Annotated in this window: 20 protein-coding genes; 19 read left to right on the top strand and 1 reads right to left on the bottom strand. The window is 45.3% G+C overall.

The genetic code is table 11. The annotated features are described in order from the left end of the window. The first annotated feature begins 3 nt into the window (after positions 1-3). The 11 genes from QTP81_RS01770 (at position 4) to QTP81_RS01720 (ending at position 8,848) form a co-directional block, all read left to right on the top strand. Positions 4-792, top strand: a complete 789-nt coding sequence (locus QTP81_RS01770) for a ParA family protein (protein WP_289363271.1) — start codon at positions 4-6, stop codon at positions 790-792. 25 nt (positions 793-817) lie between these two features. Beyond that, entirely contained in the window at positions 818-1,693 is an 876-nt protein-coding gene (locus tag QTP81_RS01765; protein ID WP_289363270.1) for a ParB/RepB/Spo0J family partition protein, read from the top strand. Positions 1,694-1,889: 196 nt separating this feature from the next. Next, the gene (locus QTP81_RS01760) at positions 1,890-2,279 is read left to right on the top strand and encodes an ATP synthase subunit I (protein ID WP_289363269.1); all 390 of its coding nucleotides are present in this window, start codon (positions 1,890-1,892) and stop codon (positions 2,277-2,279) included. 48 nt (positions 2,280-2,327) lie between these two features. Further along, on the top strand, positions 2,328-3,161 hold the full coding sequence (gene atpB, locus QTP81_RS01755; RefSeq protein WP_289363267.1) for a F0F1 ATP synthase subunit A: 834 nt from the start codon (positions 2,328-2,330) through the stop codon (positions 3,159-3,161). A 54-nt stretch (positions 3,162-3,215) separates the two neighbouring features. Beyond that, positions 3,216-3,437 (top strand): F0F1 ATP synthase subunit C, encoded by a 222-nt coding sequence (atpE, locus tag QTP81_RS01750; RefSeq protein ID WP_026376053.1) that lies wholly within the window; start codon positions 3,216-3,218, stop codon positions 3,435-3,437. 45 nt (positions 3,438-3,482) lie between these two features. Next, positions 3,483-3,953, top strand: coding sequence for a F0F1 ATP synthase subunit B (gene atpF, locus QTP81_RS01745; protein ID WP_289363265.1), 471 nt, complete (start codon positions 3,483-3,485; stop codon positions 3,951-3,953). A 13-nt stretch (positions 3,954-3,966) separates the two neighbouring features. Continuing rightward, entirely contained in the window at positions 3,967-4,500 is a 534-nt protein-coding gene (gene atpH, locus QTP81_RS01740) for a F0F1 ATP synthase subunit delta (protein WP_289363264.1), read from the top strand. 14 nt (positions 4,501-4,514) lie between these two features. Further along, positions 4,515-6,056 carry a F0F1 ATP synthase subunit alpha gene (gene atpA / locus QTP81_RS01735; protein ID WP_289363263.1) on the top strand — a complete coding sequence of 514 codons (1,542 nt, stop codon included), beginning with the start codon at positions 4,515-4,517 and terminating at the stop codon, positions 6,054-6,056. A gap of 61 nt (positions 6,057-6,117) precedes the next feature. Next, positions 6,118-6,978, top strand: coding sequence for a F0F1 ATP synthase subunit gamma (atpG, locus tag QTP81_RS01730; protein WP_289363262.1), 861 nt, complete (start codon positions 6,118-6,120; stop codon positions 6,976-6,978). Positions 6,979-7,009: 31 nt separating this feature from the next. Continuing rightward, positions 7,010-8,395: a F0F1 ATP synthase subunit beta gene (atpD, locus tag QTP81_RS01725; protein ID WP_289363261.1), complete on the top strand. Its 1,386-nt coding sequence runs from the start codon at positions 7,010-7,012 to the stop codon at positions 8,393-8,395. Positions 8,396-8,431: 36 nt separating this feature from the next. Continuing rightward, complete coding sequence (locus QTP81_RS01720) at positions 8,432-8,848, top strand: F0F1 ATP synthase subunit epsilon (protein ID WP_289363259.1); 417 nt, start codon at positions 8,432-8,434, stop codon at positions 8,846-8,848. A gap of 44 nt (positions 8,849-8,892) precedes the next feature. Here the strand turns inward: QTP81_RS01720 and QTP81_RS01715 are convergent, their stop codons facing one another. After that, positions 8,893-9,621: a putative nucleotide-diphospho-sugar transferase gene (locus QTP81_RS01715; protein WP_289363258.1), complete on the bottom strand. Its 729-nt coding sequence runs from the start codon at positions 9,619-9,621 to the stop codon at positions 8,893-8,895. Between the two features lie 283 nt (positions 9,622-9,904). Here QTP81_RS01715 and QTP81_RS01710 point away from each other — a divergent pair, with 283 nt between their 5' ends. The 8 genes from QTP81_RS01710 to QTP81_RS01675 all read left to right on the top strand — a co-directional run bounded on the left by QTP81_RS01710 (position 9,905) and on the right by QTP81_RS01675 (position 19,331). Then, positions 9,905-11,551 carry an LruC domain-containing protein gene (locus QTP81_RS01710; RefSeq protein WP_289363257.1) on the top strand — a complete coding sequence of 549 codons (1,647 nt, stop codon included), beginning with the start codon at positions 9,905-9,907 and terminating at the stop codon, positions 11,549-11,551. 1 nt (position 11,552) lies between these two features. Continuing rightward, positions 11,553-11,963: a DUF8469 domain-containing protein gene (locus tag QTP81_RS01705; RefSeq protein WP_289363256.1), complete on the top strand. Its 411-nt coding sequence runs from the start codon at positions 11,553-11,555 to the stop codon at positions 11,961-11,963. A 239-nt stretch (positions 11,964-12,202) separates the two neighbouring features. Beyond that, entirely contained in the window at positions 12,203-13,459 is a 1,257-nt protein-coding gene (locus QTP81_RS01700) for a WecB/TagA/CpsF family glycosyltransferase (protein ID WP_289363254.1), read from the top strand. Positions 13,460-13,487: 28 nt separating this feature from the next. Continuing rightward, the gene (locus tag QTP81_RS01695; protein ID WP_289363252.1) at positions 13,488-14,159 is read left to right on the top strand and encodes a sugar transferase; all 672 of its coding nucleotides are present in this window, start codon (positions 13,488-13,490) and stop codon (positions 14,157-14,159) included. A gap of 209 nt (positions 14,160-14,368) precedes the next feature. Next, complete coding sequence (locus tag QTP81_RS01690) at positions 14,369-15,622, top strand: polysaccharide biosynthesis/export family protein (protein ID WP_289363251.1); 1,254 nt, start codon at positions 14,369-14,371, stop codon at positions 15,620-15,622. 10 nt (positions 15,623-15,632) lie between these two features. After that, complete coding sequence (locus QTP81_RS01685) at positions 15,633-17,021, top strand: GumC family protein (RefSeq protein ID WP_289363250.1); 1,389 nt, start codon at positions 15,633-15,635, stop codon at positions 17,019-17,021. Next, on the top strand, positions 16,976-18,244 hold the full coding sequence (locus QTP81_RS01680; RefSeq protein ID WP_289363248.1) for an O-antigen ligase family protein: 1,269 nt from the start codon (positions 16,976-16,978) through the stop codon (positions 18,242-18,244). Before QTP81_RS01685 ends, QTP81_RS01680 begins: the two co-directional genes overlap by 46 nt. After that, positions 18,237-19,331 carry a polysaccharide pyruvyl transferase family protein gene (locus QTP81_RS01675; RefSeq protein ID WP_289363247.1) on the top strand — a complete coding sequence of 365 codons (1,095 nt, stop codon included), beginning with the start codon at positions 18,237-18,239 and terminating at the stop codon, positions 19,329-19,331. The genes QTP81_RS01680 and QTP81_RS01675 overlap by 8 nt, the downstream gene beginning before the upstream one ends. Positions 19,332-19,333: the final 2 nt, after the last annotated feature.

Genomic DNA, 19,333 nt, shown 5'->3' with positions numbered 1-19,333 from the left:
ATTGTGGCTAAGGTCATTGCAATCGCCAATCAAAAAGGTGGTGTAGGTAAAACCACTACCGCAGTGAATGTTGCTGCGTCAATGGCAGCAACTAAACGCAAAGTGTTACTGATCGATCTCGACCCACAAGGCAATGCAACCATGGGCAGTGGCATCGATAAGTACGAAGTATCTGCTACCAGTTATGAGTTGCTTATCGAAGAGCAACCAATTGACGAAGTCATCATCAAAGACACTGCAGGTAAGTACGATCTGATTCCTGGTAATGGAGATGTCACTGCTGCAGAGATTAAATTGATGGAAGTCTTCGCGCGTGAGCTAAGATTGCGCAACGCTCTTAAACCGGTGCTGAATTATTACGATTTTATCTTCATCGATTGTCCACCTTCGCTAAGCCAACTCACCGTCAACGCACTTGCAGCTGCTGATTCTGTGTTAGTACCTATGCAATGCGAATATTATGCCTTGGAAGGTTTGACTGCTTTGATGGACACAATTCAGAAGCTCGCATCAGTGGTCAACCCTAATCTCAAAATTGAAGGCGTGTTGCGCACCATGTACGATCCGCGCAACAGATTAGCTAACGATGTGTCAGAGCAGTTAAAAAGGCATTTTGGTGAACAAGTATATCGCACTGTTATACCGCGCAACGTACGCTTAGCAGAAGCTCCTAGTTTTGGTGCGCCAGCGATGTACTATGATAAATCATCAACCGGAGCCAAAGCATACTTGGCGCTAGCTGGCGAAATTTTACGTCGCCGAGATACACACAAAGTCGCCGCATCGGCGTAAGCAAGTTAAGTTAAACGAGGACAGCATGTCAGCAAAGAAGCGCGGATTGGGAAGAGGTTTAGACGCCCTGCTTGCCACTAGTCAATCAAATCCAAAGAATCCACCTAGCCGCAACAGTGAACTGAACAAGCTCCCCATTGAGTGGTTAACACCGGGTAAGTATCAACCGCGTAAAGACATGTCGCCTGAGGCACTAGAAGACTTGGCTTCGTCAATTCGCTCACAAGGTGTAATACAACCTGTAGTCGTGCGCCAACTTGCCGAAGAAAAGTTTGAGATTATCGCGGGTGAGCGTCGTTGGCGAGCTGCTCAAATTGCTGGCTTAGACGTGATTCCGTGTTTAATCAAAGACGTGCCAGATGAATCAGCTGTTGCCATCGCATTGATTGAAAATATTCAGCGTGAAGATCTCAATGCCATGGAAGAGGCACAAGCCCTTGACCGTCTAATGGTTGAATTTGCGCTCACTCATCAAGAAGTCGCAGAAGCGGTTGGTAAATCACGCACTACAGTAACCAACCTATTGCGCCTCAATAATCTTAATAGCGATGTGAAAAAATTAGTCGAGTATGGCGATATTGAAATGGGCCATGCGAGAGCGTTGTTGGCGCTTGAAGGTGATGCTCAATCAGAAGCTGCGCAGCACGTTTCAGGTAAAGGTTTGACGGTGAGAGACACTGAAAAATTGGTCAAAAAGCTACTAGAGCCAGCCGCGCCGAAAGCGCCAAAGCAAGTTGACCCAGATGTTGCCCGACTAGCAACCCGCCTTTCGGAGAGTGTTGGAGCGCCGGTGTCGATTGATCACAATGCCAAGGGTAAAGGCAAAATGACGATTAATTTTGCCAGCCTCGATGAACTCGATGGCATTTTGACTAAATTGGCACTGAAAGAAATCGAGTAATTAGTTTTAATACACAGCGAAAGTCAATTATTTTCGAGGTAATTGCACGCAAAACACGACCTGTTGTACTGTGTCTTTGTCATTCCGTTAGTAAATTTTCATAATAGCTTTCAAAAAGGTTATAACGGTTGAAAAAGTTTCAATACCAAGTATACTTTCGTCGCTTTTATTTCGGGCGTTAGATACGACAAAACACATGCCTTCGAACGACTTAGTCGCCGACGGAAAAGCACTGGCGAAAGTGGGCTTTTTTGTTCAACTTGGCGTAACTGTAGTGTTAGCTGCCGCCGCAGCGACAGCAACTGACCTAAATGGGGTCATATCAGTGTTGTTAGGGTGTTTTGCCAGTGTGGTCCCGAATGGAATTTTTGCGTTTTTTGCATTTCGGTTCTCTGGTGCGCAGCAGGCAAAAGCTGTCGCGACTAGCTTAATGCAAGGAGCCAGATACAAATTAGGTTTAGCAGCACTAATTTTTGGAATCGCGTTTATCGCCTTCGAAGCACAACCAGTTCTCCTTTTTTGTGCATTTGCGATTGCCACTATTAGTTATTGGCTAACAATGTTTCGCGTCAGCCAAAGTTCTTGAGGCGCGGGGCTATAAAACAGTTTTATAATTAAACTTTTGGGTTAAACAATGGCTTCTGAATACACAACCTCAGAATATATCAAACACCATTTAACCAACGCTAGAATGTGCACATCCGATGATGGGATAGTGTTCAATAAGGCGTGTGAAGATGCAGGCTTTTGGGTCTGGCATGTTGACACCTTAGGTTGGTCAATTGGTCTTGGTCTACTCTTCTTATGGCTATTCCGTAGCGTCGCAAAAAAAGCGACTACCGGTGTACCGTCTAAAACTCAAGCTTTCGTTGAATTGGTCGTTGATTTTGTCAACGAAAACGTTACCAGTACCTTCCACGGCAGAAGTTCTTTGATTGCGCCATTAGCGCTGACAATCTTCGTCTGGGTGCTTCTAATGAACTTAATGGACTTGGTACCCGTTGACGTTCTACCAATGATTGCAGGAGCGATAGGTGAATACGGATTCGGCATGGACCCGCATGATGTGTACATGAAGGCTGTACCGACGACGGACCTCAACCTCACGTTTGCATTAGCGATCGGTGTATTCTTCCTAATTATTTATTACTCCCTGAAAATGAAAGGCATCGGTGGTTTTGCTAAAGAACTGACCATGCAGCCTTTCGGCCACTGGGCATTTATTCCAGTGAACTTTATTCTTGAAACCGTAACATTACTTGCGCGCCCGTTGTCTCTGGCTCTGCGTCTGTTCGGTAACTTATACGCCAGTGAGTTGATCTTCATTCTGATTGCGACAATCGGTCTGTTCCAACTTCCATTGCACTTCGCATGGGCGGTATTCCACATTCTGGTTCTTCCACTACAAGCCTTCATTTTCATGATGTTAACCATCGTGTATCTGAGCTTGGCGAGTGAAGACCATTAATAACGTTTTGCTTTTAACTTTTAACATTACACTTTAACTAAATCGGAGATTTACATGTTATATATCGCAGTTGCTCTACTAATCGGTATGGGTGCCCTAGGTACTGCTATTGGTTTTGGTCTTCTAGGTGGTAAGTTCCTAGAATCTGCTGCTCGTCAACCTGAGCTAGCGCCTCAACTACAGGTCAAAATGTTCATCGTTGCGGGTCTTATCGATGCGATCGCAATGATCGGTGTTGGTATCGCGCTATACCTATTGTTCGCGGTTGGTGCTTAATTCTATTAACCCTACTTTATAGCGAATTAACGAGGAGGAGCGGACGTGAACATTAACGCCACTCTAATAGGTCAGCTAATTGCCTTTGCGGTATTCGTAATCTTCTGTATGAAGTACGTTTGGCCACCGCTAATGGCTGCGATCGAAGCTCGCCAAAAGACCATCGCTGATGGCTTGGCCGATGCTGAGCGTGCTGGTAAAGACCTAGAACTTGCTCAAGAAAAAGCAACGGCACAACTTCGCGAAGCGAAGCAGCAAGCCGCTGAAATTATTGAACAAGCGAAAAAACGCGCTAACCAATTAGTTGATGAAGAAACGCAACGCGGCCATGCCGAACGCGAAAAAATCATTAATCAAGGTTATGCAGAAATCGAAGCTGAACGTAACCGTGCGAAAGAAGACCTGCGCAAGCAAGTAGCTGCATTAGCAGTTGTTGGCGCTGAGCGTATTCTTCAGCGCGAAATTGATGCAGCAGCACAAGACGACATTGTTGAAAAACTTGTCGCGGAACTATAAGGGATATTGAGCCATGGCTGAATTAACAACCGTTGCTCGCCCTTATGCTACTGCTGCATTTAATTTTGCCGTTGAGCAGAAAGCCATTGCCGAATGGCAAGAAATGTTGGTGTTCGCAGCTGAAGTTGCGGCTAATGAAACCGTAGAGGAATTACTCACCGGTTCAATGGCTGCAGACAAGTTAGCTGAAGTGTTTATCAACATTTGTGGTGAACAGCTCAACACACACGGTCAAAACCTAGTGAAGGTTTTGGCTGAGAATAAACGCTTAACCGCGTTGCCTGAAATTGCTGCTCTGTTTGCAGAGCTTAAAGCAGAGTTCGAGAAAGAAATCGACGTTGATGTGACATCAGCTACCGAGCTTTCAGCTGCACAACAAAGCAAACTCAGTGCGTCGTTAGAACAGCGTTTGGCACGTAAAGTGAAGCTTAATTGTAACGTGGATCCTGCACTGGTCGCTGGTGTGCTTATTAAAGCCGGCGACATGGTCATCGATGGTTCCGTAAAATCTAAATTGAACCGTCTCGCAGACGCGTTGCAAGCATAACGGGGATAAAGAGCATGCAACTTAACTCCACAGAAATTGCTGAACTGATCAAGAAAAGAATTGAACAGTTCGATATCGCGAGTGAAGCGCGAAATGAAGGTACGATTGTCGGTGTAACCGACGGTATTATTCGTATCCATGGCCTTGCTGATGTAATGCAAGGTGAAATGATTGAACTACCGGGTGGTCGCTATGCGATTGCATTGAACCTTGAGCGTGACTCTGTTGGTGCGGTAGTAATGGGTCCTTATGCGGACCTACAAGAAGGTACTAAAGTACAAGCGACTGGCCGTATCTTGGAAGTTCCAGTGGGTCGTGGTCTACTTGGTCGTGTTGTTAACACTCTAGGTGAGCCAATTGACGGTAAAGGCGCTATTGATTCTGACGGTTTTGAACCAGTAGAAAAAATCGCTCCTGGTGTAATCGAACGTCAATCAGTTGATCAACCAGTACAGACTGGTTATAAGTCAGTTGACTCAATGATTCCAATCGGTCGTGGTCAGCGTGAGCTAATCATCGGTGACCGTCAAACAGGTAAAACAGCACTAGCTATCGATGCCATCATCAACCAGCGTGACACAGGCGTTCCTTGTGTATACGTAGCGGTTGGTCAAAAAGCCTCTACTATTGCTAACGTTGTGCGTAAGCTTGAAGAGCACGGTGCATTGCAAAACACTATCGTTGTTGCTGCATCTGCATCTGAATCTGCTGCACTTCAATACCTCGCACCTTACTCAGGTTGTACTATGGGTGAGTACTTCCGTGACCGCGGTGAAGATGCCCTAATCGTATATGATGATTTGTCTAAGCAAGCTGTTGCTTATCGTCAAATTTCATTGCTATTGAAGCGTCCACCAGGCCGTGAAGCATATCCAGGTGACGTTTTCTATTTGCACTCGCGTCTACTAGAGCGTGCTGCTCGTGTAAATGAAACTTATGTAGAGAACTACACTAAGGGCGAAGTGAAAGGTAAGACTGGTTCATTGACTGCGCTACCTATTATTGAAACCCAAGCAGGTGACGTATCTGCGTTCGTACCTACTAACGTAATCTCAATTACCGACGGTCAGATCTTCTTGGAAACTGACTTGTTCAACGCCGGTATCCGTCCAGCGGTTAACGCTGGTATCTCGGTATCGCGTGTTGGTGGTGCGGCACAAACGAAAATCGTTAAGAAACTAGGTGGTGGTATCCGTCTAGCATTGGCCCAGTATCGTGAGTTGGCAGCATTCTCGCAGTTCGCTTCTGACCTTGATGACGCAACCCGTGAGCAACTAGAGCACGGTGAGCGCGTAATGGAGCTTATGAAGCAGAAGCAGTATTCACCATTGAGTGTTGCTGACACTGCAGTTTCATTGTTCGCAGTTGAAAAAGGCTTCTTGAAAGACATCGAGCTTAACAAAATCCTCGATTTCGAAGCGGCCCTTCACTCGTACATGAACAGTGAAAAAGCTGAGCTGATGAACACGATTAATGAGACAGGTAACTATAACGACGATATCGAATCACAAATGAACGACGCTTTAACAACATTTAAAGCGACGCAAACTTGGTAATCGATAGGTGCTTTGGTGAATAACTAAGGCACCGCTTTCGTTAAGTAACTGGAGAATAATCATGGCCAGCGGTAAAGAAATTAAAGGTAAGATTGGGAGTATTAAAAACACCCAAAAAATTACCAGTGCGATGGAAATGGTTGCAGCGTCAAAAATGAAAAAGGCGCAAGACCGAATGGCTCACGGCCGTCCATACGCAGACAACATGCTAAAAGTGATTGGTCATATCGCAAATGGTGCGCTTGAATATCGTCATCCGTACCTAGAAGAACGCGAAGTTAAGCGCGTTGGTTACATCGTTATCTCTACAGACCGTGGTCTGTGTGGTGGCTTGAATACCAATGAATTTAAACGCGTGACACAAGACATCAAAGGTTGGCAAGAAAAAGACGTAGAAGTTGCGTTTGCTGCATTGGGGTCTAAAGCGTGTGCGTTCTTCAACCGTTTCGGTGGCAACGTGATGGCTGCTGAATCAGGAATTGGAGATAAGCCAAGTGTGAGCGATATCGTCGGTATTGTACGCGTAATGATTAACGCGTTTGATAACGGTGAGCTCGATAGAATTTACTTGGTTTACAACAAATTTGTGAACACCATGGCTCAAGAGCCAGTGATCAATCAATTATTGCCTTTGCCGAAATCGGAAGATGAAGCATTACAGCATCGTTGGGACTACATTTATGAGCCGGATCCAAAGCCAATCTTAGAAGCTTTGATGACGCGCTACATTGAGTCTCAGGTATATCAAGGTGTAGTCGAAAACGCAGCTTCAGAGCAAGCCGCGCGAATGGTAGCGATGAAAGCTGCTACAGACAACGCCGGCAATCTAATCGATGAATTGCAATTGGTATACAACAAAGCCCGTCAGGCAGCGATTACGCAAGAAATCAGCGAAATCGTTGGCGGCGCAGCTGCGGTGTAGGCAACAGGTTTAAAGATAACGAGGACTAATTATGAGTCAAGGTAAGGTCGTCCAAATCATTGGTGCTGTTGTGGATATTGAATTCCCACAGTCAGACGTACCAAGAGTATATGACGCACTGAAAGTGACCGAAGGTGACTTAGAGGGTCTAACCCTTGAAGTGCAGCAACAATTAGGTGGCGGAGTTGTCCGTGGTATCGCACTAGGTACTACCGATGGTCTACGCCGTGGTTTAACCGTTGAAAACACAGGCGCACCTATCAGCGTTCCAGTGGGTACAGCTACTTTGGGCCGTATCATGGACGTTCTAGGTAACCCGATTGACGAAGCGGGCCCTATCGGTGAAGAAGAGCGTATGTCTATTCACCGCGAAGCGCCAAGCTACGAAGAACAATCTAGCTCTGTTGAACTACTAGAAACTGGTATCAAGGTTATCGACTTGGTATGCCCATTCGCTAAGGGTGGTAAAGTTGGTTTGTTCGGTGGTGCGGGTGTTGGTAAAACCGTAAACATGATGGAACTTATCCGTAACATCGCAATCGAGCACAGTGGTTACTCAGTATTCGCGGGTGTTGGTGAACGTACGCGTGAGGGTAACGATTTCTATCACGAAATGAACGAATCAAACGTACTGGATAAAGTATCGTTGGTATACGGTCAGATGAACGAGCCACCGGGTAACCGTCTACGTGTTGCACTGACTGGTTTGACAATGGCTGAGAAGTTCCGTGACGAAGGTCGTGACGTACTTTTCTTCGTTGATAACATCTACCGTTATACTTTGGCCGGTACTGAAGTATCAGCACTTCTAGGTCGTATGCCTTCAGCGGTAGGTTATCAGCCTACACTAGCTGAAGAGATGGGTGTACTTCAGGAGCGTATCGCGTCTACTAAGACTGGTTCAATCACTTCAATCCAAGCGGTATACGTACCTGCCGATGACTTGACTGACCCGTCTCCAGCAACAACCTTTGCTCACTTGGATGCAACGGTAGTTTTGTCACGTGATATTGCATCTTTGGGTATCTACCCTGCGGTTGACCCGTTGGATTCAACATCACGTCAGCTAGACCCGCTAGTAGTTGGTCAAGAGCACTACGATACTGCACAAGGCGTACAAACCACATTGCAGCGTTATAAAGAGCTTAAAGACATCATTGCTATCTTGGGTATGGATGAATTGTCTGATGAAGACAAGCAAGTGGTAACACGTGCACGTAAGATCCAGCGTTTCTTGTCACAACCGTTCTTCGTAGCAGAAGTATTTACTGGTTCTCCTGGTAAGTACGTATCGCTTAAAGACACGATTGCTGGCTTTAAGGGTATCTTAGCAGGTGATTACGATGACCTGCCTGAGCAAGCCTTCTATATGGTTGGTTCAATCGACGAAGCGTTAGAGAAAGCCAACAAAAAATAAGTCTGAGCGCGCAAGCGCTCACTTTAGGAGGTGCCCATGGCAGCAATGACAGTACATCTTGACGTAGTAAGTGCAGAGGAACAGGTTTTCTCTGGTCGCGTCGAGACTATACAGGTGACAGGTAGTGAAGGTGAATTGGGTATCCACCCGGGTCACGCGCCACTTATCACTTCATTAAAGCCTGGCATGGTGCGACTAGTTAAGCAGCACGGTGAAGAAGAGATGATTTACATTGCTGGTGGTGTACTTGAAGTACAACCCGGCACTGTAACTGTTCTAGCGGATACCGCAGTACGAGCAGAAGATCTCGATGAGCAAGCTGCAGAAGAAGCGAAACGTCGCGCTGAAGAGCATATTGCTAATCCAGGCACAGACTTTGATTACGCTGAAGCAGCCGTTGAGCTAGCTGAGGCAATTGCGCAATTGCGTTTGATACGGAAATTGCGTAAGTAAAAAGTCTAATAAAAAACTAAAAAAGCCGGCTTTCGCCGGCTTTTTTATTGCTCATAATAGCTTTGCTTTGCAGTGAAGAACTGCGGGTAACGACGTATAACGCTATATAACAGTCCATTTAAATTTTCGATGCTGTGAATTTCGCTATTGTATTTAGCCATTTTGGCCGTCATCCAATGCACAACTTTATGGATGAAGTTAGAAACTGACGATGTCCGCAGGCTACCCGCGCAAAAGTGGCGAATGTAATCAGCACAATGCTGGTCGTAAGTATTGTTCCACTTTAACGATAATGCACGCGTTAAGCGCAACTGTGCATCCGCAGCTATAATGTGACCGTTTTCGCCCCAACCCACAGAATGTTGCTCCGCGATTGGGTCGTTCTTATGCGCCAAGACAAAGTCGATAAAATCGAGTGTTGCTTGGCAATTCTTAACTAGGATAACGCCTGAATTCCAACGCTGGGTTCTGCCCCTAGCCATTAATAACGGGTAGTCATTGGCAGGGTCGGCTAGAATATCAGGGGTATGGGCATGCACCATTGCATCTGCGTCAAGGAACAAAACGTGTTTGTATCCGGCGCGAAGTGCTGCTTGAATCAAGTGAATCTTAAGCCAGCAACACTCGCTACCTAAACCAACGAAACTGGGTTGGTCAACAAGTAAATAATCAGCGTCTATTTTATCTGCATAGCGTCTATGGCTCGCGAGATGTTTATGATACAACCACTGATAGCCATTCAAGGCAATACTCAGAATCAATAGCTTTTTCATATCTTGCGTACCTCGTGTTTAGGTATAAGTCTTTGCGCTAACATTCCGCTTTTTGTGCCTTAAGCGATTTACAGCAAAAACAAGACCAACTCTAAAGTGACGGATGTTTGCTTTTAGAAGCCGCAAAAAACAGATTTTTGTAGAATTTTTTTAGTTTGCAAATCAATTCGAGACGCGAACTGCGAAAAATCTCGATGAAAAATAAAAAAACAATATAAAACAATAGCATATGTGTTGGCATGGTTGTGGCACTGCTCCTTAGGAGATCCCAAAGGAGAAACATATGAAGCAATTTAAACTACCTGACTGGCTGATGTCACTGCTCGTGCTTAGCGCAGCCATTTCAGGGCTGCAAAACGCAAACGCTGTTGAGCTCGTTGATGGCAATTACCAATGGCAGTTTCTCTCGGGGCAACCCTGGCCACTGGGTTACGACCAATCGACAGGCAAACCTGAAGGTATGTCGTGGGCTAAGAACGATTATCCACAGGATTTCTTTGAACGCATTCGCAATGCGCTACCAGAATCGGCGATTAATGAAGCTTTTTTGACTGATGACGACGGCGCAAACATCCATTTAGTAGAAGACGGTGAGGTGTTTGTAACCTTTATCCATGAGGGTGCAGGGTATCGCAATTCGTTTGGTTTTTTTACCTATGATAGGCAAAACCCGCCCACGGATATACATCAAATTCAGGAAACTATCGTATTCCCAAACTTGTCATTTCCACACATGACTAACGGTCATCGTGTCAGTTTAGGCCATTTTAAGGCTGGTACTTCTATTGGCTTTTTTATTGCGGCTAATGGGTATTGGTATTACACGGGTGTTAAGCCTTGGAAGATCCCGTACTACTATTCGATCAGTGAATTGAATCCAGAACACACCGCAGAATTGCGCCAGCACAATGTACTGTTGCTCGATAATGAGGTTGAAGAAGTGATTTTAGGTTTTGAGGATTTACCTCGTACCTGGGGCGACAACGATTTTAACGATGCTGTCTTCAGCGTAAAAGTAACGCCTTTTACGGCACTTGAAACCGAAGAGTTATCGGTAATGCCTGACGCTAACGATAGTGATGCAGACGGTATCGCTGATGAAGAAGACGAATTCCCGAATGATTATAAACGTGCCTACAGCAGCTCTTATCCAAGTACTGATGGTTACGTGACCCTCGCATTTGAAGATAACTATCCTAATTATGGTGATTACGACATGAATGACTTAGTCGTACGCGAGCGGATGGTCACAATCTACAATGCTCAAGGCGAGATCGCAGGCTTTAAGCTGACAGGTTATATTGATGGTCGCGGAGCATCACGCGCCAGTGGATTCGCGCTAAGGTTATTAGATCTTCCGCCAGAATTGGTTGAATCTGCATATATCGATATCGCCGAAAACAGATACGACAAGCAGACAGAAGATTATCAAACCGACGCAGTGATCAAACTGTGGGGTAATTCCAAAGTATTTACTCATACTGGAGAAATTGGCACCTGCTCGCACTTTAACACGGTGATGAACTGCGACCGTTTCGAACCAGTGCCGTTTGAGTTAGATGTAAGTTTTGCTTATCCAATCGCCTCATTACCTCATTCAAGCTTGGACTTCTTTATCTTCCGCACGAATAATCGCAGCCACGAGATCCATTTTGCAGGTTATCCGCCCACAGATTTGTTTGACCCTTGGTTAATCGGCAAAGGTAAAGATAACTCTGACCCACAATATGGCCGCTATTTTATCAGTGAATCGGGATTGCCTTGGGGACTTAAACTTGAGCAACAATGGCAGTATCCGCGCGAGTATATTGATGTTGAATGGGCTTATCCACGTTATGAACTATGGGTAGAGTCTGCTGGCACTGAAGAGCAAGACTGGTATCAATCAACAACTCGCACTGCACACGTTTATGACAAAGAGGAGAACTAAGATGATGAACTCAACACTTAAAGTAATCACTGCGGCTTCACTACTAACTTTGTCAGGACACTGTTTAGCCGATAACGATGCCAAGCGCTCACTAGAGATAGATGTACCTGAAGGCTTTATGTTTACCTCTCATCGAGAAATTGACTTAGATATTTCGGTGGCAGACACAGATGGAAGCCCATTGAGTGGGATTATAATCCGCGTTCAAGCCATTCCCGCTGATGATCAGAACCAGGACATGAAACCTGAAACTATCTTCATTGGACGCACGAATGAGAGCGGTTGGCTAACTAGCGAGGTGGATTTCCCTCACTATGTGAAAAAGGTGCGCATAGTGGCGTCTAGCCTTGGATTTGAGGGGCAGCGTGAAATTGACTTAACGAATATTGAGTATCTAAGCGTTAGTTTCTAATTACCGCACTCTATCTATTCAACCAGGGGCTTTTAAGGCCCCTTTTTTATTGTCATTTCAGAATGCTTTGCAAATTGAGAAATTGATTACTTTTGCGCATCGCAAATTGCATAAAACATCACTTTTAAATCAAAGATTTAAAAATTAATACAGTAAATACAATAGGTTATAAATTTTTGTAAAAGTGGCATGTTAGTCGCAACCCCCAGTTAGTTATTTTTTCTGAAGGTGTTTTAGCCATGCAAAACTCATCGTCAATAGCGGATTCACTCACCACTCGGTGCAACAAGGTTAACTATCGCGGAACTAAACTTGATTGGTTGATCGTCGCGCCGATGTTAGTTGTTTTACTACCAGTGTTTTTGATTAATGCATGTATCGCTTTGGTTAAACGAGAATCATGTTTGATCAATCATTACGCCGTGGACGCATTAGGTCGTAATGTGACTCTACGTACATTTCGCTTTGGCCTGTTGAAGGGCACTGCCATTTTGTTCGATATCGCAAAAGGTTCAATAGCGATTTGCGGAGTCGGTACCAATACCCGTCTTTCGTTGCATGAACAACGGGAGTTCACCAAGCGGTACAATATGCCTTCAGGCTTATTTAGTTTGGCGGAAATTAATGCTTGCATCGGTTTATCTGATACCTCTGAATACGAGCTAACCCAAAAGCAAGCCAATCAGTCCTATTCGCAGTACTTGGTATTAATGTTCAAAGGGTTATTAATTCAGGTGTTCTTCAGTAACTCAACGTTGACCAAGCCAGCCCGTTTCGATGTATTCGGCATTGATATCACAAATGATTCAATGGAATCCGCAGTCGCGCGTGTCACCGCGGACAAACCCATTTACACTCAAACACCAAAAACCGGTTTTTTTATTAACGCACATTCAGTCAATCTTGCTGAGCGCAACGCGTCTTTTAGACAAGCATTAATGAAAAGCGATTGGCGCTTCGCGGATGGCTCAGGTATGCGCGTGGCCGCACAAAGTAAAGGTTATTTACTCAAGGGCAACATTAATGGTACCGACATGCTGCCGCCAATTTGCCAAGCATGTGTAGAAAAACACAAAAGTATCTTTTTGTTAGGCGCTGCACCTGGTGTAGCCAAAGAAATGGCAAATAAACTCAAGCGAGAATTCCCTGGATTGCAAATCAGTGGTGTCGAGCATGGCTTCCACAAAGATTACAGCGATATTGTCGAGCGCATCAACAGTAGCGGTACTGCAGTATTGCTTGTAGCGATGGGCTCACCGTTTCAAGAAGCATGGATTAACCAACATCGCAAACTGCTGCGCTGTAACAGTATTCTTGCCGTCGGCGGCTTATTTGATTTCTATTCTGGCCGTATTCCCCGCGCCCCGCGCTGGATGCGAGAAATAGGCTGTGAATGGCTGTTCAGACTTTATCAAGAGCCGATTGTTAAATTCTCGCGTTACGTTATCGGCACACCCGAATTTTTAATCAGAACATTTATTTTTAAACAAGCCTAAGCGCTTGCTGTGAATAAGGAGACAAAGTATGAACTTGTCACTATTACTACCTAAAAACCCCTTCAATGTAACACCCGAAAAGCAAACTAAGGCCGTTAAGCGCGAAGGTATGCCTATGTGGCTACAACGCATTGCTGCAGCTGCAATCTTATTGCTATTAAGCCCATTGATTTTAACCGCAATGCTAGCCGTTAAGCTTGATAGCCGAGGCCCGATAGTGTTTTCACAGGTTAGAATTGGTGCTTTTGGCCGCCGCTTTAGATGTTATAAGTTGCGTTCTATGTACCTTGCGACTGATCCTAAGTTTCGCGAACCCAACCCAGAAGAAAGTAGCCGTGAAGGTGTGTGTAAGAAGTACGTCAATGATCCGCGTATAACGCCTGTAGGTCGTATTATTCGAAAACTCTCTATCGATGAGCTACCACAATTATTCAATGTTGTTAAAGGTGATATGGCACTTGTAGGCCCGCGTCCTCACTTAGTTAGCGAATTTGAGCAGTACGATGCGAGTATTTACCCACGTCTACACTGCCAGGCTGGATTAACAGGGTTGTGGCAGGTATCAGGTCGCGCAGATACCACTTTTGATGAGCAAATGTCACTGGATAACTCATACGTAGAAAAACAAAGCTTTATCATGGATATGCTTATCTTATTGAAAACGGTTCCTGCGGTAATGTTTGCCAAAGGCGCTTATTAATCCCCACTAATTCCGGCCCTCAATTGAGGGCCAGCGTCAGTTTTACACCCTCATAAACCGTTATTTTGCATTTGCAAAATACAAAAAATCCGCTCGCACAATGCGAAAACCCTGCGAAACGAAAATATAAAAGCCATATAAAACAAACGCTTAACTCTTGGCATGGGCCTTGCGAACGCTAGGTATAACGTTTTTACAGGAACATTAAAATGAAGTCGTACAAAACCTTGCTAGTGTTGTTATCTCTCGCAAATTTGCTAAGCGCATGTACCCAACATCACGGTTTGCGCACGGCTGAGCAAAGTGAACACGACTTTTACGGTGAGATGAATAAACAAGGCGTTGCTTTCGCACAGCGCACACCTGAAGGTGGAAGCTTTTTTTGGTCTTCGCACTGTGACGAGCGCTTTTTATTTGCGGCGCCAGTCAGCATTGTGTCTAACGAAGCTGGGCTGGTAAAACATTCGCCTTCAGCCAAGCAAAATTCTTCGCCTTTTAGTGGTCAGTTAACCTTGAGTCAAGGGGATCTTATCGAGTTGCAACTTGACATGGGTGAAGGTTTTGCTGGCAATTACATGGTTGATAGCTTGGGCAACATTAACGTACCCATGTTGCCGCCGATTCAAGCGATTGGCAAAACTACTAGCGAAATTTCCAAAGAAATCGAACTTGCATTGATTAAAGCGCAGTTGTTTCAACCGGAAACAGCCATGACAACGATCAAAGTATTACGTTGGTCAGCCATTGAAGTCACAGTTGAAGGTGCGGTTTTCGCTTCAGGTCGCGTACTTATCAATACTGAATCGCCTGACGCCATGTACGACGCGCGTGATGCAGCAACAGGTGATTACACCCCGACTCGTTATTTGTCTGAAGCACTTCGCGCGGCTTCGGGTGTGCGTCCTGATGCCAAATTAGAGCAAGTGTTTTTGGTGCGCAACGGTTGGCGTATTGAAGTTGATTTAAGCGGTATTATTTCTGGCAAACCCGTTACCGATATTCCCTTGGTAGCAGGTGACCACATTGTTGTGCCGAGCACTGGTTGTTTCCAACCGCACTTGGTTAAACCTAGTCAAATTACACCAAAAGGTTTCCGGGTGTTTATGTCGAACCTTATCGACTCTGCTGAAAGTAATGCCAATGCAGCAGTGGGCCGTTATTCAACCAACTTGCCGTATGGTACACGCCTGTTGCAGGGCGCTATTTCTGCTAATTGTGTAGGCGGTATGTCGTGGACGAACGCACCGCGTAAAGTCGTGTTAGCCAGCAAACACCCCATTACCGGTGAAACGCAGGTCATCGAACGGTCTATTGAACAGTTGCTTAGAGAGCCTGATCGCGATGCTATCAATCCGTATTTGATGCCGAATGACGCGATTGCCTGCTACGACAGTGATGTGACTAATCTACGCGATATCGCAGCCACCATTGCTGATGTCTTGCTACCGATTAAATTGTTCTAAGGGTGCTGTTATGAATGCTTTAAAAATCCCCACGAAGTTTGATCAATTTAGGTCGTTAGTGTACCGCATACTGCGCTGGCCCTATTTGGTTACAGGGGGCGTTGCATACTTAGTAATCGCACTGTTAGTTGTGGTTTATTTGCAAATGCCAGCGAAGTACAAAAGTGAAATGGAACTCGTGTTACCTGGCACAGGTGCAAGCAGCAATGTCAGCCTGAATGAAGTTGGCCAAGTGGTTTCGCAAACTACAGCGCCATTTTCTGGCGGTGGCTTTAACCCTCGAGTTAACTACAAGCAAATGCTGATGAGTCGTACCGTTTTAGAGGAGGCCAGCGAAGCCCTAAATATGTCAATGAAGGATTTTGGTCAACCCAAAGTCACTTTGACTGAACAGACATCAATAATCACAGTTTCAATTGCTAGCCTTACACCTGAGCACGCGGAAGAGAAAGCTTGGGCCTTGTACACAGCATTACAGGCTGAACTTGATGAACTGCGCGCAGATGAAGTTGAGCGTCGCGATAATTCTATTAAAGCGGTGTTACAGACTTATCGCGAAAGAACCAACTTTGCGCGTAACAGCATTGTTGATTTTCAACAGCGTTCGTTGTTGGTCTCACAAGATCAAATCGAGCTTATGATTAAAATGCAGGCGGATTTAAAACATCAAAAACACATGCTGCAAGGTGAGCTCACGAATCTTGAGCACTATGTAAATCAGTTAAGCGAAGAGTTGCAGGTTTCTCCACATTTAGCGTCGATTGGTTTGATGTTGCAGTCAGATCCGAATTTCACCGGTTATGTGAGTGAGCTCAATGTTTCGATTGAAACGCTTACAGAATTCACCGCTTCCTGGGGAGCGAGTCATCCGAAAGTTATTGCACAAAAGCGCAGAGCAGAAGCTGCACGGGAAAAAATGTTGCAGTACGTGGGTCAGTTTGTAGGTGTTGAATCACCACAGCTAGTGTCAGCATTAACTGTAAACGAGAGTCCCAAGCGCGCCCAACTGTTCAGTCAGTTAATTGATGCAATGGCGAAACTAACCGGTACGCGATCAGAGTTAATTGAAATCGAACGTGCGCATGTTCACGTCAGTGATGAATTAAAAGTTGCATCACGTGAAGTGGCTGAACTTGATCGCTTACAACGCGAGTTCGATTTGGCAGAGGCTGTTTTCACATCGGCTGCAGCCCGTTTAGAAGCAAACAAGGCAGACGTATTTGCATCCTACCCTGTATTGCAAATGCTGTCCGAACCGAGCTTAGAATTTAACCAAACATCACCCAAAGTAGCTATAGCGATTGCCGCGGGCTTATTTGGCTTTGTCTTCATCACAATTGGATTAATCGTATTATGGCAACGCGACAAGATCATCAATCTTATTCTGAAGAAAAGCTAACCCTCCTTGCGTTGTCGAGTACTTACGGGATTTATGCTTTCGGCGGCCTTTACGTATTGGGCTCGGTAATCGGTTATATGCTGGCTGGTATTGTGTTGTTGCGCAGCTTCGTTGGCCAAGGTCTAAAAGTGCAAAGCGTATCCGCCATGCAATGGGTATGGCACATCGGCATGCTAACCATGCTTCTCGCTTTGTTCATTGGACACGCCAATTGGAATTTAGGTATGCCGCAGACAATAAAATCAACCATCGGTTGGGCCAAAGGCTGGGCGTTAATGTCACTATTTATCTGGTTGGGTGCCTGTTCTTACATCCGCCCCCACTATGTAGTGCGCGGTGTATCGCTGGTTGCTATTCACAGTCTAGTCTTCGCATTGATTAGCGTATTGGCTTATATCGCAGGTATAAGTGGTGATATCTACGTTTCGCCATTAAAAGTTGTGGGCGGTCCTGGTCCTGATTTTTTCAAAGTCTCGCTATTTGGTATGAATCCAGAAACCGGGGCTGGTCGTTGGCAGTTTTTTGGCCCCTGGGCACCATCTGCCGGTTTGATTGCGTGTTTGTCACTGGTGATTGTGTCGCTTGAAAAGAACGACAAGATCCGTCGCTGGGCTTACTTTGGCTGCTTTGTGATTGTTGTACTCTCGCAGTCTCGTGCGGGACTGGCCATTTTCCTCGTACTTATTCCTTTGTTGAGTACTCAAAAATCATTAAAGCACCCCGCGCTATTTTTCATCGCTGGGGTTGGTTTACCTGCATTGCTGTTGTTGGGACAACCGTTGTTTGAGGCGGTTATGGATTCCTATCAGCAAGTAAAAGATGCGCGCCCAGATTCAACTCGTGTGCGTAATGCATTGGCAAACATCGCTATCCAGCGTTGGCAGAGTGAAGCGTTTTGGTTTGGTCACGGCATTATTGAACGCGGTCCGAAGATGGTGGAATTTATGCCTATTGGTACTCACCACAGTTGGTATGGGCTGTTGTTTGTTAAAGGGCTAGTAGGCTTGTTTGCTCTGGCAATCCCATTATTTATCAGCGCTGTTTATCTTGTTTGGCAAGGTATTCACAGCAAGTTAGCACATCGAGCGCTATGTTTGGTGTTTGTGTTGTTGTGCTACAGCTTTTTCGAGAATTTAGAAATTTTAATGTATTTATGCTGGCCTGCATTTTTAATCATTGGCATGGCCTTCACACCACAAAAATTGGAGAATTACGATGCGTAAATTTAGTCATTATTTAGTAGGCTATTACGGTATGCACAATGCGGGCGACGACGCTCTGATGCTGGCGTCTATGTACGGCATTAGCACACTCGCTGAGCATACTAATATCTGCGTATCGGCGACCTCGACTATTTACGACTTAGCTAGCCAAACTTTGCCACCCACGCTCAAAGCACGCCAGTCATTTCGCGGTCAAAATCGGCTTAAGCATTATGCTAATGCACTGCGTAGCGATACTGTGGTGTTTGGCGGTGGCTCGGTGATGCACAACAGCCATGACTTAAAAATGAAGCTCGATATGCTTAAGTTCTCAGGTACGGGTAAATCGCGTGCCGTTGGTGTAAGTGTTGGGCCGTTCGTTGATACGTCTGCCGAGAGGCATTGTGCTGAACTACTCAATCGCTTGGACTTTGTTGGTGTTCGCGATCAGAAGAGTTACGACATTGTTCAATCTCTTGCACCCAATGCTAATTGTCAGTTGACTTTCGATCTGGCGCCTTCACTTGTTAGTCATCCGCGCTTTAAGGCCTTGCCCGCTGAGCGTTCAGGTATTTTAGTTAATGTCTGCCCTATTGCTAGGGGTACACATGGCAATTTCGACGTTCAGGCTGATGAAAGACGCATTGACCATTTAGCTGATGCACTGATTCGTATATGGAATGCTACTGGTGAGAGAATTAGTGTGATTTCACTGAATGGTCATCACGAGTTTGGTGACGATCGCTTGTGTGAATTACTTGTTCGCAAAGTAAGCAAAGTTGTGCCTTCGCGCTTTATTCAGTACCACACAGATACCTTTAGCATTATTCAATTAGTGGGCTCTTTTAAAGCGTGTTTGAGTATGCGCTTACATGGCAACGTTTTTGCATTTATGACAGAAACACCGTCTTTTTCATTAAATTACCATCCAAAATGTAATCAGTGGTGTGAGCAAATCGGTTTACCACAGCAAAATCGTTGTGACATGACAGACTTTGATCCACAAACATTGACTGACCAAGTAATTGATGGACTAGAGAATGGGTTTGCTATACCAACTCTTACAGTTGACAAGGCGGTGCAACGTTCATTGAGTAATTGGAGTTAAGC

This window comes from Neoalteromonas arenosi, assembly GCF_030362855.1.
In the GTDB taxonomy this organism is placed as follows: domain Bacteria; phylum Pseudomonadota; class Gammaproteobacteria; order Enterobacterales; family Alteromonadaceae; genus Alteromonas_E; species Alteromonas_E arenosi.
The sequence above is the reverse complement of the archived record's forward strand: the minus strand, read 5'-3'. Positions and strand labels throughout refer to the sequence as shown.

Bases quoted from the DNA above. Each gene is read 5' to 3' on its own strand.
- atpB (WP_289363267.1), top strand. From the start codon at position 2,328: ATGGCTTCTGAATACACAACCTCAGAATATATCAAACACCATTTAACC.
- atpH (WP_289363264.1), top strand. From the start codon at position 3,967: ATGGCTGAATTAACAACCGTTGCTCGCCCTTATGCTACTGCTGCATTT.
- QTP81_RS01685 (WP_289363250.1), top strand. From the start codon at position 15,633: ATGAATGCTTTAAAAATCCCCACGAAGTTTGATCAATTTAGGTCGTTA.
- atpA (WP_289363263.1), top strand. From the start codon at position 4,515: ATGCAACTTAACTCCACAGAAATTGCTGAACTGATCAAGAAAAGAATT.
- QTP81_RS01765 (WP_289363270.1), top strand. From the start codon at position 818: ATGTCAGCAAAGAAGCGCGGATTGGGAAGAGGTTTAGACGCCCTGCTT.
- QTP81_RS01680 (WP_289363248.1), top strand. From the start codon at position 16,976: ATGGCAACGCGACAAGATCATCAATCTTATTCTGAAGAAAAGCTAACC.
- QTP81_RS01695 (WP_289363252.1), top strand. From the start codon at position 13,488: ATGAACTTGTCACTATTACTACCTAAAAACCCCTTCAATGTAACACCC.
- QTP81_RS01760 (WP_289363269.1), top strand. From the start codon at position 1,890: ATGCCTTCGAACGACTTAGTCGCCGACGGAAAAGCACTGGCGAAAGTG.
- QTP81_RS01675 (WP_289363247.1), top strand. From the start codon at position 18,237: ATGCGTAAATTTAGTCATTATTTAGTAGGCTATTACGGTATGCACAAT.
- atpG (WP_289363262.1), top strand. From the start codon at position 6,118: ATGGCCAGCGGTAAAGAAATTAAAGGTAAGATTGGGAGTATTAAAAAC.
- atpD (WP_289363261.1), top strand. From the start codon at position 7,010: ATGAGTCAAGGTAAGGTCGTCCAAATCATTGGTGCTGTTGTGGATATT.
- QTP81_RS01700 (WP_289363254.1), top strand. From the start codon at position 12,203: ATGCAAAACTCATCGTCAATAGCGGATTCACTCACCACTCGGTGCAAC.
- QTP81_RS01705 (WP_289363256.1), top strand. From the start codon at position 11,553: ATGATGAACTCAACACTTAAAGTAATCACTGCGGCTTCACTACTAACT.
- atpE (WP_026376053.1), top strand. From the start codon at position 3,216: ATGTTATATATCGCAGTTGCTCTACTAATCGGTATGGGTGCCCTAGGT.
- QTP81_RS01715 (WP_289363258.1), bottom strand. From the start codon at position 9,621: ATGAAAAAGCTATTGATTCTGAGTATTGCCTTGAATGGCTATCAGTGG.
- QTP81_RS01690 (WP_289363251.1), top strand. From the start codon at position 14,369: ATGAAGTCGTACAAAACCTTGCTAGTGTTGTTATCTCTCGCAAATTTG.
- QTP81_RS01720 (WP_289363259.1), top strand. From the start codon at position 8,432: ATGGCAGCAATGACAGTACATCTTGACGTAGTAAGTGCAGAGGAACAG.
- QTP81_RS01710 (WP_289363257.1), top strand. From the start codon at position 9,905: ATGAAGCAATTTAAACTACCTGACTGGCTGATGTCACTGCTCGTGCTT.